General features: G+C 65.0%; 18 protein-coding genes and 1 pseudogene. 7 read left to right on the top strand and 12 right to left on the bottom strand.

Annotated elements, in window-relative coordinates; all coding sequences use genetic code 11:
- The first annotated feature begins 42 nt into the window (after positions 1-42).
- Together E8E75_RS27120 and E8E75_RS27115 are read left to right on the top strand one after the other, a co-directional pair.
- Positions 43-897 (top strand): PhzF family phenazine biosynthesis protein, encoded by an 855-nt coding sequence (locus E8E75_RS27120; RefSeq protein ID WP_153921425.1) that lies wholly within the window; start codon positions 43-45, stop codon positions 895-897.
- A gap of 68 nt (positions 898-965) precedes the next feature.
- Entirely contained in the window at positions 966-1,838 is an 873-nt protein-coding gene (locus tag E8E75_RS27115; protein ID WP_120653055.1) for a neutral zinc metallopeptidase, read from the top strand.
- A 61-nt stretch (positions 1,839-1,899) separates the two neighbouring features.
- Here the strand turns inward: E8E75_RS27115 and E8E75_RS27110 are convergent.
- From E8E75_RS27110 to E8E75_RS27060, 11 genes and pseudogenes are all read right to left on the bottom strand, one after another.
- A pseudogene (locus tag E8E75_RS27110) lies at positions 1,900-2,195 on the bottom strand (DUF559 domain-containing protein).
- 69 nt (positions 2,196-2,264) lie between these two features.
- Positions 2,265-2,858: an HAD family hydrolase gene (locus E8E75_RS27105; protein ID WP_120653056.1), complete on the bottom strand. Its 594-nt coding sequence runs from the start codon at positions 2,856-2,858 to the stop codon at positions 2,265-2,267.
- Between the two features lie 54 nt (positions 2,859-2,912).
- Positions 2,913-3,881, bottom strand: coding sequence for a spore coat protein U domain-containing protein (locus E8E75_RS27100; protein WP_120653057.1), 969 nt, complete (start codon positions 3,879-3,881; stop codon positions 2,913-2,915).
- 12 nt (positions 3,882-3,893) lie between these two features.
- Entirely contained in the window at positions 3,894-6,185 is a 2,292-nt protein-coding gene (locus tag E8E75_RS27095; RefSeq protein WP_306109945.1) for a fimbria/pilus outer membrane usher protein, read from the bottom strand.
- Between the two features lie 72 nt (positions 6,186-6,257).
- Positions 6,258-7,040 (bottom strand): molecular chaperone, encoded by a 783-nt coding sequence (locus tag E8E75_RS27090; protein ID WP_153921428.1) that lies wholly within the window; start codon positions 7,038-7,040, stop codon positions 6,258-6,260.
- A 20-nt stretch (positions 7,041-7,060) separates the two neighbouring features.
- Entirely contained in the window at positions 7,061-7,603 is a 543-nt protein-coding gene (locus E8E75_RS27085) for a spore coat U domain-containing protein (RefSeq protein ID WP_120653060.1), read from the bottom strand.
- Complete coding sequence (locus tag E8E75_RS27080; RefSeq protein WP_256673243.1) at positions 7,603-8,130, bottom strand: spore coat U domain-containing protein; 528 nt, start codon at positions 8,128-8,130, stop codon at positions 7,603-7,605. Before E8E75_RS27080 ends, E8E75_RS27085 begins: the two co-directional genes overlap by 1 nt.
- A gap of 59 nt (positions 8,131-8,189) precedes the next feature.
- On the bottom strand, positions 8,190-8,729 hold the full coding sequence (locus E8E75_RS27075; RefSeq protein ID WP_120653061.1) for a spore coat U domain-containing protein: 540 nt from the start codon (positions 8,727-8,729) through the stop codon (positions 8,190-8,192).
- 314 nt (positions 8,730-9,043) lie between these two features.
- Complete coding sequence (tesB, locus tag E8E75_RS27070; protein ID WP_153921436.1) at positions 9,044-9,913, bottom strand: acyl-CoA thioesterase II; 870 nt, start codon at positions 9,911-9,913, stop codon at positions 9,044-9,046.
- 31 nt (positions 9,914-9,944) lie between these two features.
- Positions 9,945-11,549, bottom strand: coding sequence for a nitroreductase family protein (locus E8E75_RS27065; protein ID WP_153921438.1), 1,605 nt, complete (start codon positions 11,547-11,549; stop codon positions 9,945-9,947).
- Complete coding sequence (locus E8E75_RS27060; RefSeq protein WP_280359948.1) at positions 11,546-12,106, bottom strand: GNAT family N-acetyltransferase; 561 nt, start codon at positions 12,104-12,106, stop codon at positions 11,546-11,548. The genes E8E75_RS27065 and E8E75_RS27060 overlap by 4 nt, the downstream gene beginning before the upstream one ends.
- Positions 12,107-12,176: 70 nt before the next feature.
- Here E8E75_RS27060 and E8E75_RS27055 point away from each other — a divergent pair, with 70 nt between their 5' ends.
- The 5 genes from E8E75_RS27055 to E8E75_RS27035 all read left to right on the top strand — a co-directional run bounded on the left by E8E75_RS27055 (position 12,177) and on the right by E8E75_RS27035 (position 16,502).
- Complete coding sequence (locus E8E75_RS27055; protein WP_153921440.1) at positions 12,177-13,115, top strand: histone deacetylase; 939 nt, start codon at positions 12,177-12,179, stop codon at positions 13,113-13,115.
- A gap of 161 nt (positions 13,116-13,276) precedes the next feature.
- Positions 13,277-14,515: a TIGR03862 family flavoprotein gene (locus E8E75_RS27050; RefSeq protein WP_153921442.1), complete on the top strand. Its 1,239-nt coding sequence runs from the start codon at positions 13,277-13,279 to the stop codon at positions 14,513-14,515.
- A 78-nt stretch (positions 14,516-14,593) separates the two neighbouring features.
- Complete coding sequence (locus E8E75_RS27045; protein ID WP_120653067.1) at positions 14,594-14,959, top strand: VOC family protein; 366 nt, start codon at positions 14,594-14,596, stop codon at positions 14,957-14,959.
- 88 nt (positions 14,960-15,047) lie between these two features.
- Positions 15,048-16,055, top strand: coding sequence for a response regulator (locus tag E8E75_RS27040; protein WP_120653068.1), 1,008 nt, complete (start codon positions 15,048-15,050; stop codon positions 16,053-16,055).
- Between the two features lie 3 nt (positions 16,056-16,058).
- The gene (locus E8E75_RS27035; protein WP_120653069.1) at positions 16,059-16,502 is read left to right on the top strand and encodes a PAS domain-containing protein; all 444 of its coding nucleotides are present in this window, start codon (positions 16,059-16,061) and stop codon (positions 16,500-16,502) included.
- A 123-nt stretch (positions 16,503-16,625) separates the two neighbouring features.
- Here E8E75_RS27035 and E8E75_RS27030 read toward each other — a convergent pair whose 3' ends face one another.
- Entirely contained in the window at positions 16,626-18,095 is a 1,470-nt protein-coding gene (locus E8E75_RS27030; RefSeq protein ID WP_120653070.1) for an aldehyde dehydrogenase family protein, read from the bottom strand.
- Between the last annotated feature and the right edge of the window lie 18 nt (positions 18,096-18,113).

Genomic DNA, 18,113 nt, shown 5'->3' with positions numbered 1-18,113 from the left:
ACGGCCGCCTGATGCGGCCGTTTTCATTTTCTGGAGCCTGAAATGGAATATTGGCAAGTCGATGTGTTCGCCGAACGTGTATTGGCCGGAAACGGCCTGGCGGTTTTCCCTGATGCCAGCGAGCTCACCGCCACAGCGATGCAGGAGCTGACCCGCGAACTGCGGCAATTCGAATCCATCTTCCTCGCACCGCTGGATGCCCCCAATGCCTTCTCCGCCCGGGTGTTCACCGTGGAAGAGGAACTGCCATTCGCCGGCCACCCGATCCTCGGCGCCGCCGCCCTGTTGCACCACCTGCATGGCGGCAAGTCCGACGCCAGCTGGTTGCTGCACCTGCCGGAGAAGCAGGTGCGTATTGCCACGCGCCGCCAGAACAAGGGCTTCTACGCCGAGATGGACCAGGGGCCCGCAGTGTTCGGCAAGGTGCTGGATGAGGCCGCCGCCGATACCTTCGCGGCGGCTTTCAGCAGCGAGCGTGACCGCCGCTATCCCGCTCAGGTGGTCAGCAACGGGTTGCCCTATCTGCTGCTGCCGGTGACCTCCGCGGGGTTGGCCGCCGCGAAACAGCGCGAATCCCTGGACGACGCCCTGGCCGGCATTGGTGCCGCATTCGCCTTCCTGATGGACGTGGACGCCCGCGAAGGCCGCACCTGGGACCCGCTTGGCGTGGTGGAGGACATCGCCACCGGCAGCGCCGCTGGTCCGGTGGCGGCCTGGCGTGTAGCACAGGGGCTGGACCCCGCTGACAAGCCGTTCGCCCTGGCCCAGGGCCGCTTCCTTGGCCGCCCGAGCCGGCTCGACGTCTGCGTCACAGCGGCCGGTAACGTATTGGTGGGTGGCGAGGTCCAGCTGCTGGCCCATGCCCGTCTGCTGCCCACTACGGCGGATCTGGGCTGACGACCGGGCTGGCGGTGACTGGCGCCAGCGTCAACACTGATTAACTCGCATACGAACGGAGAGCGATCATGCGCTGGCAACGTGCGCGACGCAGCGACAACGTGCAAGACGGCGGAAGCGCAGGTGGCGGCGGCATGCGCCTGGGCGGAGGCAGGGGCCTGGGCCTGGGCGGGATCGCCATCGTCGTCGTCGTGGCGCTGCTGATGGGTGAGGACCCGTTGCAGATCCTGGGTCAGATCACCCAACAGAACGCCTCGGTCAATCCCCAGCAGCAGTCGGCCAACCCTACCGGCACACCGGAGGAGCGCGAGTTCGTCCGTGCCATCCTCGGCGATACCGAAGACACCTGGCGCGCCATCTTCCAATCCGCCGGCCGCCAGTATCAGGATCCGACCCTCGTGCTGTTCAACGGCGGCGTGCAATCGGCCTGCGGCTTCGCCTCGTCGGCGGTTGGCCCGTTCTATTGTCCAGGGGACCGCAAGGTGTACCTGGACCTGGACTTCTTCGAGGAAATGGCCAGCCGCTTCAAGGCCGCCGGCGACTTCGCCCAGGCCTACGTCATCGCCCATGAAGTGGGCCATCACGTGCAGACCCTGTTGGGTGTGTCCGCCAAGGTCAACGCCGCCCGCCAACGCGGCGAGCGGGTGGAAGGCGACAACGGCCTGCTGGTGCGCCAGGAACTCCAGGCCGACTGCCTGGCCGGCGTCTGGGCCTTCCATGCCCAGCAACGCCTGAACTGGCTGGAGCCCGGCGACCTGGAAGAAGCCCTCAATGCCGCCAACGCCATCGGCGACGACCGCCTGCAACGCCAGGCTCGCGGCCAGGTGGTCCCGGACTCCTTCACCCACGGCACGTCGGAACAGCGGGTGCGCTGGTTCAAGATGGGATTCGAGAAGGGTGAAGTGGGCAAGTGCGATACGTTTTCGACGGCGAGGCTTTAGCGGATTGTCACTTACCCTCTCCCCGCCCTCTCCCGCAGGCGGGAGAGGGCCGGGGAGAGGGTCAGAGCTTTCCGAACGCACGTGCTATCGCCTCAAGCACAGCGTCCGTATCCCCCAGCACTTCATGATTCCAGAATCGCAACACCTGATGGCCCTGCTCTGACAGCCAGCGATCGCGTTCGCCATCTCGGCCAGCCTGTTCCTGATGCTGGCCACCATCCAGTTCGATCACCAGCCGCTGCTCCAGGCAAACGAAGTCGACTATGTAGCGCCCCATTGGCATCGGTCGTTTGAACTCAGTCCGAACAACCGATGTCCACGCAGGTAGTACCAAAGGTGACGCTCAGCATCCGTCATGTTGCTGCGCAATTCCCTGGCAAATTTCTTGAGTTCCATTGAGCCTCCTTGCTCGCAATCACCTGCCCCTTACCCCCTCACCATCCCCAGCAACTCCCCACAATCCCGCGCAAACCAGTCCGCCAGTTCCGGCCATGGGTTATCCGGCAGGTTCACCAGCACGGTGCTCGTCCCCGCAGCGCGGCCGCTGTCGAGGTCGAAGCGGTAGTCGCCCACCATCACCAGTTCGCGCGGTTCGACCTGCCAGCGCTCGGCCAGGTGCAGCAGCCCGCCCGGGTGCGGCTTGGGCGGTGCCTCGCCGCGGCCGAGGATGTCGTCGGTGGCGAAACAATCGCCCAGCCCTATCGCCTGCAAGGTGAGGAGCGCCAGTTCGTGAGCGTTGCGGGTGAGGATGCCGAGCCGGCAGTCACGCCGGTGCAGTTCACGCACCAGTTCGACGGCGCCTGTAGCGGGTTTGGCGTTCAGCGCCAGTTCCCGCTCGTGCTCCAGCAACCAGGCATGCTTGGCGGCGGCTTCGTCTTCGGGCAAGGCGGCCAGGTGGTGGAGGATGTCGTCCTCCGGGGGGATGTCCAGGGCCACGCGAATGGCAGCGAAGTCATGCACGGCGATAGTCAGGGTGCCGTCCATGTCGAACACCCAGTGGCGGTAGTGCGCCAGGCTCATCTGTCTCTCCAACGGCGGGTTTCACAGGGCCGAAGGGTACACCGGTCGGGACGTTCAGTAGTTGATGATCAGCGTGACGTTGTCGTTGTAGGTGCCGGCGGGAACGTTGGGCTGCGTGGGGTCGAGGGTGGTATCGAACTGGTAGTTCTGTTGCGCGCCGCTACCGGTCGCGGACTGGGTCTGCGAGGTGGTCCAGACCGTACTGGTTGAGGGGAAGTAGAGGTTGTAGTTGATCCGGTCGGTTCCGCTGGCCAGTCGCCGCCAGGGGGCCTGGTAGTTCTGCCCGCTGTCGAAACCGATGGTGTAGCCCTCGGTGTTGGTGCAGGTGACGCCGACGGTGGTCGTCGTCGTGCCGAACTGGCTGATCAGCGCATGATTGCCGAGGCTCACAGGTGGCGTGCTGTTGATGATGCAGGCCTTGCTGACCACCAGGGTCAGTTGGATGGACGCCACGGAACCTGTGCCCCAGTTGGTGGGTGCGGTGCAGATGTTCGCCGGGCAGTTCTGGGTGAGGCCCGGGCTACGCTGCCAGCCGCAGAGCACGAGGACGCCGTTCTCGCAGATCGCGTACTGCCAGTTCAGGTTCACTGTGGCCGTATAGGTGCCGGCGGGGACGTTGGGGCCAGCCGGCACCTGGAAGTACAGCGGCAGCCCTGTGGCGCCGGCCAGCAGGCCGAGGATGGTGAGGTCGCTTAGCTCCAGGGCGACATTGGGCTGCAGCTCGGTACCGCCGTTACGGGTGAACACCTTGAAGGGAATGCCATGGCCGGCGCCGTCGCTCAGCACCAGCGGCGTGGTCTGCAGGGTCACACGGATGTAGTTGTTGGCCAGCAGCACGATCACACTGGCGCACTTGAGCCCGGCGCCACCGATATTGCCCTGGGCGGTGGTGATCAGCGCCAGCGAGCTGACGTTGCCCAGACTGACTGCTGGGGCGGCCGTCACGGCACAGGTGGCGGCTGCCCGCCCCGCCCCCAACAGGCAGATCGACAACAGTATCCAGCGCAGCAGCTTCCGGCCCATTCCCTCTCCTTCTCAGCGACAGGTCAGCGGACCGACCAGCGCCAGCTCCTGGTTGGCATTCTCGAGTTCGAAGGCCACCTCGCAGTCCCCGCCGTCCGGCCGTACCACCCGCAACCGGTTGAACTCGCCGAGCCCCTCGAAATACACCAGACCGTCCCAACCCACATAGCTGCTGATGTCGCTGCCGATGAGTTCGGCCTTGCTGCCACGGGGCAACACCTCACCGCGACTGTCGATCAGCACGATGCTGGCCGCCGCTACCCGCTGCATCCCGAACTCCAGCAAGGCGCCACTACCCTGGTGCACGGCAATGTTCCGCGCCACTTCAGGCACCCGCACATTGGCCGGAAGGTTCAGCGGATCGATCTCGTACTGGCCCCGGTAATACGAAGGCACCCAGGGCACCAACAGGTGGCCGTCACCATCGGTGCGGCCGATGGGCTGATGCTCGAAGCTCACAGGCACGTCGGAGAAACCGCTGGTGCTGACCAGCACGAACGCATCATTGATGCGATTGGCGGCGAACAGTCCGTCATCCATGGCCACTACCGAACCACTCAGGTCGCCCCAGTGGGTGGTGCGGCCTTCATCCTCGTAGACCCCAGCCTGGAGCTGGTTGTAGCGATTGCGCCAGGTCAGGTCGGCCTGGCGGTACTGGCCGTTGCCCGTGGCATAGGCCAGGTTGTAGCCGACGCCGCCATCGGTGGGCGGCGTGCGCCCGAAGTTGACGCGCTGGCGATAGTCGCCCTGATTGTCCCGCTCGAGGGAGGCGCTGAAGGTGGAGTTGAGGTCGAACGGCACGATGAGTTGCAACAGCGCCGAATAGCCGGAATCACCGATTTCCCTATTGAGCGAGAGGTAGAGGCTGCTGTTGCCCCAGAGGCTGCGCGACCACGACAGGTTGAGCAGTCGGGTGCGCTCGCCGTCCATGCTCTCACTGGCGAAGTAGCCGATGCCAAAGCTGCCCAGCGCGGGTGGGTTGACGGAGAAGGTGAGCTGGTCGACCCGCCGTGCCAATGCGCTGTCCAGAAGGTCGTCCTCCAGTGCCCCTACGCGCCCGAGGTCGGCGTAGCCGGACGTGCGCTGCAGCCGCTGCATGCCAATGCCGAACAACGGCGAGTAGTAGCTGTAGCCCAGGCTGTACTGATGCCCGCGCTCGCTGTCGTACTCGCTCTGCGACCAGGAGGTGCCGAGGGTGCCCCAGCGCCCCACCGCGAAGGTTCCGCCCAGACCGCCGAGGCGCAGCTTTTCGCCGAACTCAGCGTGGCTCTCCAGGGTGAAGGCGTTGCTGACGCCGTAGCGGAAGGTGCCGCTGGTGGCGTGGCTGCCGTAGGAGAAATTCTTCAGTCCGTAGTCTTCGCGCAAGCGGCCGATGGACAGCGAGTAGTCGTAGAGCCCCTTCTGCAACAGGCTGTTGGTCACGTAGAAGGGCACGATGGTGGCGACCTGGCGGCCAAGGGCGTCAGTGGTGATCACGGTGGCGGTACCGGCACCACTGATATAGGGCACGTTGCTCAGGGTGAAGGGGCCGGGGTTGATCTGGTCGCTGCTGACCCGCGCGTTGTTGATGAACAGGTCCACCGAGGTGGGCACCTGGGCATCGCCGCTGAAGCGCGGCAACGGGTAGGTGACCAGGTCCGGACGCAGGCCGAAGTTGCGCGATACCTGCACACCGCCTAGTCGAACCGCGCTGTTCCAGGTCAGGGCGCCGGTGACCAGGTCGCCGGCCTGGTAGCTGGTCATGCGGGGCTGGTCGTTGTAGCGCCAGAAGCTGTCGAAGCGGCGGTAACCGTCGTCCTCGGTCGCAAAGTCATCGAAGGAATGGCGGTAGACCCCGGTATTGTCGAGCACGCCGAAACCGCCAAATGCGCGCTGCTCGAGGAGGCCGCTGAGGTAGTGCGCGCCGTCTTCGCTGTGGTTGTAGAAGAGGTCGTAGTTGAACAGCAGACCGAGGTCGCTCTGTGCCGGGGTCATGTCGTAGACGCTGGTCTGCCCCAGCTGCTGGCGCGGCAGCCAGTCACTGGGCAGGGTCAGTTCCAGTTGCTGCTGCGCTTCGTTGTAATGGCTGCCCAGGCCGGGAATCCCGTCCAGCGCAGTAGGCCCTTGGACGCCATCCGGAACTCGCACGCCGACGCTGCGCAAATCCTCCGCATCGACCAGGTAGCGGCCGCCTTGCACGGTCACCGGGATGATCCTCTGGGTCGGCATCTGGTTGACCTGAAGTTGCAGGTAGAGCTGATAGGACTGCTCCTGCGCCAGCACGAGTTCGGCCCCCAGCAGCAGCGCCAGCGCCGGAGCGCGCAAGCACCCGCCGCCGCTCCTGACGGACTGTCGCCTGCGCCGGATTGCCATGCTCCCACCCTGCCCCGGCCGGGGTCACAGGCCAGGAATCGGTTGGAGCTCGCGCCGCTCATTGATTCTCGCCTGCAGACCAAGGCCGTTGTCCGCCACACTTGCCGGAAGTTCCCAACGCATCCGCGCGCCCGGCAGTACATAACCGAGCAGGCCCTCGGCCAGGGTGGTGGTACGACCGCCCTGGCTGAGGCTCACCTCGGACAATCGCGCGTGGGCCGGCCCCTGGTTGTGCAGCAGCAGAAAGCGCTGCCCGCCCTCGCGCTGCACAGTGAAGCTCAGCCTCGGTTCCAGCGGCTGGATGCCGGCCCTGGGCTTGTCAGCGCTGGCCGGCCCGGCGCCACTGCCGAACACGAACAGCGGCACCGAGTAACGCATCTGGAATTTCACCCCCAGGCGCACATCCGGCTCGGCGTCCGGCTGAAGCATCTCGTCCACCAGCACCCGGTAGGCCTGCTCGGTACCCGCTGGCGCCGGTTGCAGGCCTATCAGGCGAATCAGCTGGCGCTTGCCGGGGGCGATGTTGGCCACCGGCGGACTGCCCACCACGGTTTTCTGCGGGGTCAGTTGATCGTCATAGCCGGTCTGGCTCCAGGCCATCACCCGTACCTGCATGCTCACGGGTGCCTGTCCGCGATTCTCCAGCCAGAGCGCGGTCGCCTTCTGATCAGCCTCGATCACCGGATTGATCGGCCAGATCAAGATGGAACTGGCTGCCCGCGCCTCAGGAATGCCCGTCAGCAGACCGAGCAGCCCGAACACGACCAGAGCGCGGCCACCACGCTTCGCTGCTTGTCGAACATCCATGTTGTCCCCCCTCGTTCCGTCTAGTAGGTGATGGTCACCGTAACCGTGTCGGTGTAGATCCCGGCCGACGGCATCACTGCCGTGCTGAACAAGCGCGCATAGACCGGAAAGGTCTGGCTGGTGCCGCCTACGGGAAAGGTCAGGCTCATCGCGGTGGCGCCGTTACTGCCGTCACCCCAGACGGCGCTGTAGCCGGCGTCCTTGTACAACTGGTAGCGCAGGGTCTCGGCGCCCTTGGCCAGCAGGCGCCCGCTGCTGACATTGCTGGTGTTGGCCCCGGCGCTGAGGGCGATGGTCAACGCCAAACCCGGCGTGCATTGCAGGATGATCGAGCCGCCGCCCGGCGTGGTCACCTGGTTGACGTCGGCGGGCAGTGTGGCGAACTGGCCGAAGGACAACGAGCCGAAGCTGGTGACATCGCTGGCACCGCTCCCCAGGAGGCAACCCGAGCTGATCACGGCCTGGATCTGGAAGCTCTGCTGCACGGTGAGTTCATTGGTACCGGTATCCGCCGCCAAGGGTGGTGCCAGCGCCAGCAGGGCGAACAGGAAAATGCCACGCATCACCAGCTCACCGTGACGATGACAGTGTCGCTGTAGACACCGGCAGCGGGTGTCGCCTGGGCCGGCACCCGGCCATAGACGGGCAGGTACTGGTCGCTGCCGTTGCCGACACCGGTCACGCCGACGCTGTTGTCCCAGACGGTCAGGTAGTTGGCAGCGGTGTACAGGTTGTAGGCGACCTGCTCGGTGCCTGGCCCGGTCATGCGTCGGGCGCTGACGTTGCCGCTGCCACCGGCGCTGATCAGCACCCGGTAAGGCGTGCTGCTCAGGCAGTTCACCCGCAGCGCTCCGTTGCCGACAGTGCCGGCCATGTTGATCACGCTACTGAGAGAGAAATGGGTGCCGAAGTCCAGGGTGCCGAACTGCCCCAGGTTTCCGGGGTTGGTGCTACCGACGCTGCAGGCCGACAGTACCTCCGCGGCGAATCCGATGGTGGCGCTCTTGGTGGCGCCAAGGCCGCTGGCCGGCTCGGCCAACAGGGCCATCAGCACCAGCTGGCTCAATCTGCTGTAGCGGGGGCAAACCATGGCTCGTTCCTGGCTTCTGGCTGGTCTTCCTTGATTGCCCGCAGGCAGGCGAAAGCGGTTTACCAGGTAACGGTGACCAGCACGGTATCGGTGTAAGTGCCGGACGTCGGCGTCGTCTGCGCGGGGACGCGGCCATAGACCACGATGTCCTGGTTGTTGCCGTTGCCGGTGCCCGAATAGGCGTTTGCACCGTTACTGCCATTCCCCCAGGGCGTGGTGCGGGCGGCGTCCTGGTAGAGGTTGTAAGTGATGAACTCGCTGGCGCCGCCGCTCATCCGCCGTTGATTGCCGGAGGGTGCGAGGCCGCTATTCAACGCAACGGTGTAGGCGGTGTTGTTGGCGCACTGGATGCCGAACGAGCTGCCGGCGCCGGCCCCCACGGACTGGCCTTCGACGATATTGGCCAGGCTTGGGTAGGTACCGAAGCTGATGCTGCCGAAGCTGTTGGTACTGCCGTTGTTGGAGCTGTTGTTCACCGTGCACCCGGCACCGATGGTGATCTGGATGCCCAGGTTGCCCTGGAGAGTCCCGGCGGCCTGGGCCTGGTGTATCGGAGTGAGCAGCAGCAGGAAGGGAAGCAGCCAGCGCAAGACTTTCATCGGACGACTCCTACGGTTCCTTGTCTTTACATGCACCTCTGTCTGGACCGTAGTTCAAAAACGATGTGGAGCAAAAAACCTCTACAAACGGTTCATAAGTGGCATTTGGCCGCCATGCTGCATAGTTCGTCTAAACGTCTGAATTCTCGGAATGTGCAGCGAAGGAGTAAGCAGGTGCCCCTCTACAGGCAGGCAAAACGCTTACAAAAAAATGAGATTTCCGCCATTAACTGGCTATAGAGCCATAGTTTGTGGAATTCGTACGGTTCTAGTTCGAGCAGAGATAAGGGCGGCCAGGTGACCGCCCGGAGACATCAGCGCCAGTCTTCGCGCAGGCGGGTCAGACCCTCCTGGGCCACCGAGGCAACCAGCTGGCCGGCGCGATTGAAGATGCTGCCACGGGAGAAGCCACGGGCATTGCCGGCCCAGGGGCTGTCCATGGAGTAGAGCAGCCAGTCATCTGCGCGCAGGTCGCGATGGAACCACAGGGCGTGGTCGAGGCTGGCCACCTGCATGAACTTCTGCCAAACCGACACGCCATGGGGGAGCATGGAAGTGGTCAGCAGGCCGAAGTCCGACGCGTAGGCGAGGATGTACTTGTGGATCGCAGGAATGTCCGGGAGGCTGCCATCGGCGCGGAACCAGACGTGCTTGACCGGCTCGCCACGACGTGGATTGAAGGGGTTTTCCGCGGTGACCGGGCGGATCTCGATGGGCTTGGCGCAGAGGAAATTGTCGCGCACGCGCTCGGACAGCAGGTGGGTGCTCTGGCGGGCAAGTTCCAGCTCGCTGGGCAGGTTCTCCGGCCCTGGCACGTCGGGCATGGTGAGCTGGTGGTCGAAGCCGCCCTCGTCCTGCTGGAAGGAAGCGCTGCAGGTGAAGATCTGCTGGCCCTTCTGGATGGCGGTCACGCGGCGGGTGCTGAAGCTACCACCATCGCGCACCCGCTCTACCGAGTAGACCACCGGCAGGGAGGCGTCCCCCGGACGCAGGAAGTAACCGTGCAGGGAATGCACATGGCGCTCGGATTCCACCGTCTGGCTGGCGGCAGAAAGCGACTGGCCGAGTACCTGGCCACCGAACAGCTGGCGGAAACCCAGGTCCTGGCTGACGCCACGGAACAGGTTTTCTTCGATGGATTCGAGGCTCAGCAGCGCGACCAGCTCGTCGAGCACCTGGGTCATGGAATTCTCCTCTGCAAGGCTGCCGCCCCGGTCATTGCCGAGGCGGTCTTCGTAGTTCGGGATAGGCCGGCAACGTCGTCAGGCGCTCGTCCCACTGCGCGCGGCCAATGGTGAAATGGTAAAGGCTTTGCCAACGACTGTCGGCCATTTCCAGCAATTCATGTACCGAATCATCGAAGTAGCAGCCGATGCCGGTTCCCGATAACCCGGCGGCCTCGGCTTCCAGGTAGAGCAACTGGCCGATCTGCCCGCACTCCCAGTAAAGCCGCGGGTACAGCCAGGCGCCCTCTTCCAGGGCGGCGTCGAAGCGGGCGAGCATGGCCAGTGCAACGCATCCGTCGGCGGCGATGTCCTGGCCGCAGGAGAGGAAGCCGGCCAGGCCGCGGGCATCGCCTTCAAGCAGGCGGTACAGCGGCAGTTCGTCATCGGCCCGTTCCCAGACGAAATCTTCGCGCATGCCAGCCGCCAGTTCCGCCTCGGGCACTGCGCCGCGTGCCAGCCAATAGAGACCGGGCGCCATGCCTTGCACGCGATGCACGAACAGCAGCAGGTCCACCCGAACCTCGCCGAGGCTGGCGAAGGGAACCGGCGAGTTCGCTGGCATCAGCCGGCGCAGCCAGGCCAGCAGCAGTTCCGCCTGGACACCGCTGCGGCCGTCCAGGGATTGGGCGCTGCGCCGCCGGTGCAGCAGCGGACGCAGCGGCAGGCCAGGGTTATCCACAACAGCACGGGCCTCGACCTTGGGCCATTCCGCCAACGGCTGGCGCGGTGCTCGGCACAGGCCGTGGACCCGCTCCAGCTCAGGCCAATGGCGCTGCTCGCGAGACAGTCGATTGGGCGAGCCACGCAGCTCCAGCGCGGCGAGGCCGTCCTGCAGCGATTGCCCCAAGGCGAATTCGCACGCTTGGGCCGGGCCGATCCACAGCAGCACATCGGAGCATTCACGTTCGACAAAGCCGGGACGATCCAGCCCCAGCATGCCGTCAAGCGACTCTTCGGCAACGCCGCCCATGACCCGCACCTGCCAGCCCAAGGCCGACGCGGCGATCGCCAGAGCTGCCAGTGCGTGTCCCAGGTCGTGCTGGCAATAGCGGTAGGCGCGCTCGCCATACTTCCAGGCTTCGCGCCACGGAATGCTGGAAAGTCCCAGCAGGAAGCCACCTGGAGGCAACGCCGCTGACAGTTGTGTGGCCAGGGGTGCCGGCAGTTCGGCGCGGACTTCCAGTACATGAACGTCCGGTGCGTAGTGAGCAAGCAACCCAGCCTCCTCCACTGCGCCGGGTGGCAGCAGCAAGTAGGCCTCGGTGGGATGCAGGTTGCCCGAGGAGGGATTGACCCGCAGCGCCCACTTGCTGGCCCCAGCTTGCTTCCAGGCGGAAATCGCCAGGCTGTCGTAGAGCAGCTGGGAAATGCTGTCGAGGTTCAACGGTGCAGGCTCGCCGACCGGAGCTGCGAACACCACGTCGTAGGGCGGCGTTTCTTCCAGCGGGCGGTGAAACAGTTCGACCAGGCGCGCCCCACTGTAGCGACGGAAGGGAGCCGGCTGGGTCGCCCAATCGAGCTGCCCCGGACCGGGAGCGAAGCCATCCGGTCGATGCTTGCTGAGTGCGTGATAGCCGCGCACGGCGTCGTTCATCGCAACGCTTCCCACTCGGCGCGCCCCAGCCGGTAGAGCACATGACGGCGCAACGGGTGCCCCTCGGGCAAGAGCGGGTGCTCGAAGTCGCCATCCGGATCGTGCTGCATGCCGATGCGCTGCATCACCGTTTGCGAACGCAGGTTGCCGGGTACGGTGAAGGCCACGACCTCAGCCAGTTGCAAGGGCTCGAAAGCGAATGCCAGCGTCGCTTGCGCTGCCTCGCTGGCCAGGCCCTGCCCCCAGTAGCGATGCATCAGTCGCCAGCCAATCTCCACAGCCGGGGTGAAGTGTCCCTCGAAGTTCACGTTCTGCAGCCCCAGGACACCCACAAAGCCGCCGTCGCCACGATGCTCGATTACCCACTGGCCAAAGTTGTACCGCTGGAAATGCTGACGAATGCGCGCCGCCAGGGCATCGCTTTCTGCTCGATCCAGGCAGGCAGGGAAGTGACGCATCACCTCCGGGTCGGCGTTGAGCTCGGCGAAAGCCGGCAGGTCGTCGTCGCGCCAGCTACGCAAGCGCAGTCGTGGAGTGATGAGTTCGATCGGATGCACGGGCGCGTCTCTTGAGGTGGGCTCGAAGGCCCAATCATACTGCCGTACGTACCACCCCGAGTGCCTATCGATGTTCCTGCCGCTGGTCTACCACGACGACTACAGCCCGCCCTTCCCGGCGGAGCACCGCTTCCCCATGGAGAAGTTCCGCCTGCTCTATGAGCATCTGCTGGAAAGCGGCCTGACCACCGACGAGCGCCTGCACCGACCGGAGACCTGCCCGCCCGAAGTGCTGGCGCTGGCCCATTGCCCGTCGTACATCCAGCGGTTCCTCAATGGTGACCTGGGCCGCGAGGAACAACGTCGCCTCGGCCTGCCCTGGAGCGAACCGCTGGCGCGACGCACCGTGCGCGCGGTGGGCGGTTCGCTGCTGGCCGCCGACCTGGCCCTGAAGCATGGCCTTGCCTGTCACCTGGCCGGAGGCACCCATCACGCTCACTTCGACCATGCGGCGGGCTTCTGCATCTTCAACGACCTCGCGGTGATCAGCCGCTACCTGCTGGAGGCCGGCAAGGTGCAGCGAGTACTGATCTTCGACTGCGACGTACACCAGGGCGACGGCACCGCCCGGTTGCTGGCCGATACTCCGGAGGCCATTACCGTTTCCCTGCATTGCGAAAAGAACTTCCCGGCCCGCAAGGCCGATAGCGACTGGGACATTCCCCTGCCGATGGGCATGGGAGATGCTGACTATCTCCAGGTGGTGGAGGATGCGCTGAACTATCTGCTGCCGCTCTACCAGCCGGACATCGTGCTCTACGACGCGGGCGTGGACGTGCACAAGGACGATGCCCTCGGCTATCTGCAACTCACTGACGCTGGTGTGGCTCAGCGCGACGAGCAGGTGATCCGTCATTGCCTCGGCCGGGATATCCCCGTGGTGGGCTTGATCGGTGGCGGTTACAGCAAGGACCGCGCGGCGCTGGCAAGGCGGCATGGCATCCTGCACCACAGCGCGGATCGGGTGTGGCGGGAGATGGGCTTGGGAGGCTCGCCATCCTTGTTGTAGGAGCGAATTCATTCGCGAACGCAGGTCACCGGCCTGCCCGGTTGAACGTATCGGGGCAGTTCCACACCCATCGCGAATGAATTCGCCCCCACAACATGCCGTGTCCACCCAGCCTTGTGCAGTAGAATGCGCCCCTTCCCAACTCCTTCGCTTCTATTCCCATGAACAACTCCTCCCCCTTCGTCGCCGTCATCGGCGGTGGCCCCGCTGGCCTGATGGCCGCCGAAGTGCTCGCCCAGGGTGGTGCGCGGGTGGAGCTGTTCGATGCCATGCCGTCGGTGGGGCGCAAGTTCCTGCTGGCCGGCGTGGGCGGGATGAACATCACCCATTCCGAACCCAGGGCGCCTTTCATCGGCCGTTACGGTGCGCGTCGAGAAGAGTTGGCGGCGCTGCTGGAAGAATTTGGCGCCGACGAGCTGCGCGCATGGATTCATGGCCTGGGCATCGAGACCTTCGTCGGCAGTTCCGGGCGGGTCTTCCCCACTGACATGAAGGCCGCTCCACTGTTGCGCGCCTGGCTCAAGCGCCTGCGCGAGCAGGGTGTGGTCATCCACACACGCAGCCGTTGGCTGGGTTGGAACGCCGACGGCGCCATGCGCATTGCCACGCCCGATGGCGAGAAAGCCGTCAATGCCGATGGCTGCCTGCTCGCTCTGGGTGGCGGCAGCTGGGCGCGGCTGGGCTCGGACGGCGCGTGGGTTCCACTGCTGGAACAGCGGGGCGTGTCCGTTGCGCCGTTGCAGCCCTCCAATTGCGGCTTCGAAGTGGAAGGCTGGAGCCCGCTGCTCGAGGAGAAGTTCGCCGGGGCGCCGGTAAAGCCGGTGGCCATTCGCCTGGACGACGAGCCTCCGCGCCAAGGCGAATTCGTACTCACCAGCTACGGCGTCGAAGGCAGCCTGATCTATGCCTACTCTGCCGCCATCCGTGAGCGGATAAACGCGAGTGGCAGCGCCACCATTCATCTGGATCTGCTGCCCGGCCAGCCTGTGGACAAAGTCGCCAAGGCCCTCGCCCGTCCGCGCGGGTCGCGTTCCATGGCCAAGCACCTGCACAGCCAGTTGGGCATCGATGGCGCCCGCGCCGGCTTGCTGCGCGAGCTGGCGAGCAAGGACGACTTCCTCGATACCGCGCAGCTGGCGACGGTCATCAAAGCCCTGCCGCTGACGCTGGTGCGTCCGCGTCCGCTGGACGAAGCCATCAGCACCGCCGGCGGAATTCCCTTCGAGGCAATGGACAAGGGGTTGATGCTCAAACAGTTGCCGGGGGTCTTCTGCGCCGGGGAGATGCTCGATTGGGAAGCACCTACCGGCGGCTATCTGCTCACCGCCTGCTTCGCCAGCGGGCGGGTCGCTGCACAAGGCGTATTGCACTGGCTTTCACGCCCTGTCGCGCTGGAGTAGCATCGCTCGCCAGGCCCCGCCAGAGGGCCGCCTGCCACCGTGATGGCTCGTTTTCCAGCCACTGTCATGGAACGCCCAATGAGCACACTGGACACCATCGAGATCAAAGCCTTCGTTCCAGCGAAGGATTACGCACAGAGCAAGGATTTCTACCGTGAACTCGGCTTCGAAATGTGCAGCACTTCGGACGAGGTCAGCTACTTCCGATACGGCCACAGTGCCTTCCTCCTGCAGAACTTCTATAGCAAGGAGTTTGCGGAGAACCTGATGATGCATTTGCAAGTGAAGGACGTTGAATCCTGGTGGCAGCACGTGCAGACCTCGGGTGTGATCGAGCGCTACGGCCTGCGGGTGGTGCCACCCCAGGACCAGCCCTGGCGGATGCGCGATTTTGTCCTCATCGATCCCAGTGGCGTCCTTTGGCGCATCGGACAGAACATCTGATCGGAAGCTGGCCGCGAGGTGTCGGCTGGCACGCGGCCAGCGTCTATTCTTGCCCTGAGCCCAGCTTTCTTCATGCGGTGCCCCCAAGGTGATTCCCCTCCTCGTCTGCGACGACTCGATGATGGCGCGCAAGCAGTTGATTCGCGCGCTACCGCTGGACTGGCCGGTGCATATCACCCAGGCCAGTAACGGTGAAGAAGCTCTTGAGGCCATACGCCAGGGTCATGGCCAGATCGTCCTATTGGACCTGACCATGCCGGTGATGGATGGCTATCAGGTCCTCAGCCGGATTCGCGCTGAAGGTTTGAAAGCCAGGGTGGTGGTGGTCTCCGGCGACATCCAGGAAGAAGCCCAGCGCCGAGTCCACGAACTCGGTGCCCTGGCCTTCATCCGCAAGCCTGCCGATCCGGACGAACTGCGGGAAACCCTGATCCGCCTCGGCCTGCTGCGCCCGGCGCCATCCACGAGCCCGGTCACCGGCGTACCCGGACGCCACGATCCGGACCTGCGGGTGAACTTCCGCGACGCCCTGCGCGAGGTCAGCAACGTCGCCATGGGCCGCGCGGCCGCCTTGCTGGCGCGCGTACTCGGGGTGTTCGTGCAACTGCCGGTGCCCAACGTCAACCTGTTCGAAGTCAGCGAACTGCACATGGCCCTGGCCGATGCCCAGCGCGGCGAGCGGCTGTCGGCGGTGTGCCAGGGCTTCATCGGCGAATCCATCGCCGGCGAGGCGCTGCTGTTGTTCCATGACGCCGAGAGCGCCGAGGTGGCGCGCCTGCTCGGCTGGCAGCCACAGGGCGAAAACGATGAGGCAGAGATGCAACTCGACCTCGCGAGCATCCTGATCGGCGCTTGCCTGGCCGGCATCGCCGAGCAGATCGACGTGCGTTTCTCCCAGGGCCATCCGCAACTGCTCGGCCGGCACAGCTCCATAGAACGCCTGTTCCAGCTCAACAACCGGCGCTGGCGCAAGACGCTGGCAGTGGAGATCAGCTACGCCATCGAAGATCACAACCTGCACTTCGATCTGCTGCTGCTCTTCACCGAAACCTCCATCGCGCGCCTGACCCAGAAGATCCACTACCTGATGGACTGATCCATGCCGGCACAAATCGATTTCAAGGAACTCCACTGGCTGCTGGACATCGTCCAGTGCCTGGATGTCGGCGTGGTGGTCCTGGACCGCCAGTACCGCATCGAGGTGTGGAACAGCTTCATGGAGAACCACTCCGGCCTCGGTCCCGACCGGGTACACGGCAAGAACATCTTCGAGCTGTTCCCGGAGATCGAGCGCAACTGGCTGCGCCGCAAGGTGGACAGCGTGCTGCAACTCGGTACGCGCGCCTTCAGCCTGTGGGAGCAGCGACCCTACCTGATCCGCTTCGAGAACTACCGGCCGATCACCGGCGAAGAAGATTTCATGTACCAGAACCTCACCATCCTGCCGCTGGCCGCTGCTGGCGGAAAGGTGGAGCGCGTTTGCCTGGTGATCACCGACATGACCGAGGTGGCGCGGTTGAAGCGGCAATTGGCGGAAAAGTGACGACGCGCCTGTGGGAGCGATTTCAATCGCGAAGCAGGCCACAGGCCTGCCAATCAGACTTGTAGGGACCGCTGCGCGTCCCTTTCGCGAATAAATTCGCTCCCACAATGATCTCCCGTCGCCCTATTTGATGTACCACCCCCACGGCTCGGTACTTCTGTACTCGGTGACCTGTTTTACCTCCAGGTAGTTGTCCAGGCCCCAGCGGCCCAGCTCGCGGCCGATGCCACTCTGTTTCATGCCGCCCCAGGGTGCCTGGGTGAAGGTCGGCTGCGAGCAGTTGACCCAGACAATGCCGGCGCGCAGGCCATTGGCCACCCGCGCGGCGCGGTCGAGGTCGGCGCTCATCACGGCGGCGGCCAGGCCGAAGCGGCTGTCATTGGCCATGCGCAGGGCGTCGGCCTCGGTCTTGAAGCGCTTCACGCAAAGCACCGGACCGAAGATTTCCTCGCGCCAGATGCGGCTGTTGTCCGCCGGCTCGTCGAACACCGCCGGCTCGACGAAGTAGCCATGGGACAGATGCGCCGGGCGCTTTCCGCCAGTAAGCAGACTGGCCTCCTGCCGGCCCTGTTCGATCATGCCCATGACCTTCTGGTACTGCCCGGCGCTGACCAGAGGCCCAAGCAGCACGCCACGTTCCAGGCCGGGGCCGATGGTGATGCGCCGCGTCTCTTCCACCAGGCGTTCGATCAGACGGTTGGCGACGCCCTCCTGCACCAGCAGCCGCGAGGTGGCACTGCACACCTGCCCCTGGTTCCAGAAGATGCCGAACATGATCCATTCCACGGCGGCTTCCACATCGGCGTCATCGAAGACGATGAACGCCGACTTCCCGCCCAGTTCGAGGCTGATGTTCTTGATGTCGGCTGCCGCCGCCGACATGATCTTCGCCCCCGTCGGTACGCTGCCGGTAAAGGCCAGCTTGTCCACGCCGGGGTGCTGGCTGAGCGGGCCACCAGCCTCGCCGCCCAGTCCCGTCACCACGTTGAGCACACCGGAAGGCAGGCCTATGCGCTCGGCGGCGCCAGCCAGTTCCAGCGCGGTCAGCGGCGTCAGCTCGGACGGTTTGAGTACGCAGGTGGCGCCCGCTGCGAGAGCCGGGGCGACCTTCCAGGAGGCCATCAGCAGCGGGTAATTCCAGGGGATGATCTGCCCCGCAACCCCCACCGGCTCATGGCGGATACGGCAACTGAAGCGATCATCCGGCAGCGCCAACGGCTCGTCCTGGCGGGCGTCCAGCTCCCGCGCCAGTTCGGCGTAGTAGCGGAAGCAGCCGATGGCGTCGGCGATGTCCCATTGCGCTTCCGGCAGGGGCTTGCCGTTGTCGCGCACCTCCAGTACTGCCAAGGCGTCCTGGCGACCTTCCAGCTCGCTGGCCAGGGCATCAAGCCAATCGGCGCGCTCGGCCCCGCTGCTTTGGCCCCAGCCACGGTTGAAGGCCTGGCGGGCGGCGTGCACGGCGTGGTCGACATCTTCCTCGGTGGCCGCCGGCACCCGCTGGATCAGGTCGCCGCTGCTGGGGTCCAGCACTTCGAAATATCCGCCCAGGTCGGGACGGACCCATTGCCCGTTGATGTACAACTGGTCACGCATGGCTCTGCTCCATGGGCG

Source organism: Pseudomonas sp. BN606 (assembly GCF_029873115.1).
Lineage (GTDB): Bacteria > Pseudomonadota > Gammaproteobacteria > Pseudomonadales > Pseudomonadaceae > Metapseudomonas.
Note: the sequence above shows the minus strand (reverse complement) of the source record. Positions and strands in the feature narration are given on the sequence as shown.

Coding starts and splice junctions, on each gene's coding strand:
- E8E75_RS27120 (WP_153921425.1), top strand. CDS start 43: ATGGAATATTGGCAAGTCGATGTGTTCGCCGAACGTGTATTGGCCGGA.
- E8E75_RS27115 (WP_120653055.1), top strand. CDS start 966: ATGCGCTGGCAACGTGCGCGACGCAGCGACAACGTGCAAGACGGCGGA.
- E8E75_RS27105 (WP_120653056.1), bottom strand. CDS start 2,858: ATGAGCCTGGCGCACTACCGCCACTGGGTGTTCGACATGGACGGCACC.
- E8E75_RS27100 (WP_120653057.1), bottom strand. CDS start 3,881: ATGGGCCGGAAGCTGCTGCGCTGGATACTGTTGTCGATCTGCCTGTTG.
- E8E75_RS27090 (WP_153921428.1), bottom strand. CDS start 7,040: ATGGATGTTCGACAAGCAGCGAAGCGTGGTGGCCGCGCTCTGGTCGTG.
- E8E75_RS27085 (WP_120653060.1), bottom strand. CDS start 7,603: ATGCGTGGCATTTTCCTGTTCGCCCTGCTGGCGCTGGCACCACCCTTG.
- E8E75_RS27080 (WP_256673243.1), bottom strand. CDS start 8,130: ATGGTTTGCCCCCGCTACAGCAGATTGAGCCAGCTGGTGCTGATGGCC.
- E8E75_RS27075 (WP_120653061.1), bottom strand. CDS start 8,729: ATGAAAGTCTTGCGCTGGCTGCTTCCCTTCCTGCTGCTGCTCACTCCG.
- tesB (WP_153921436.1), bottom strand. CDS start 9,913: ATGACCCAGGTGCTCGACGAGCTGGTCGCGCTGCTGAGCCTCGAATCC.
- E8E75_RS27065 (WP_153921438.1), bottom strand. CDS start 11,549: ATGAACGACGCCGTGCGCGGCTATCACGCACTCAGCAAGCATCGACCG.
- E8E75_RS27055 (WP_153921440.1), top strand. CDS start 12,177: ATGTTCCTGCCGCTGGTCTACCACGACGACTACAGCCCGCCCTTCCCG.
- E8E75_RS27050 (WP_153921442.1), top strand. CDS start 13,277: ATGAACAACTCCTCCCCCTTCGTCGCCGTCATCGGCGGTGGCCCCGCT.
- E8E75_RS27045 (WP_120653067.1), top strand. CDS start 14,594: ATGAGCACACTGGACACCATCGAGATCAAAGCCTTCGTTCCAGCGAAG.
- E8E75_RS27035 (WP_120653069.1), top strand. CDS start 16,059: ATGCCGGCACAAATCGATTTCAAGGAACTCCACTGGCTGCTGGACATC.
- E8E75_RS27030 (WP_120653070.1), bottom strand. CDS start 18,095: ATGCGTGACCAGTTGTACATCAACGGGCAATGGGTCCGTCCCGACCTG.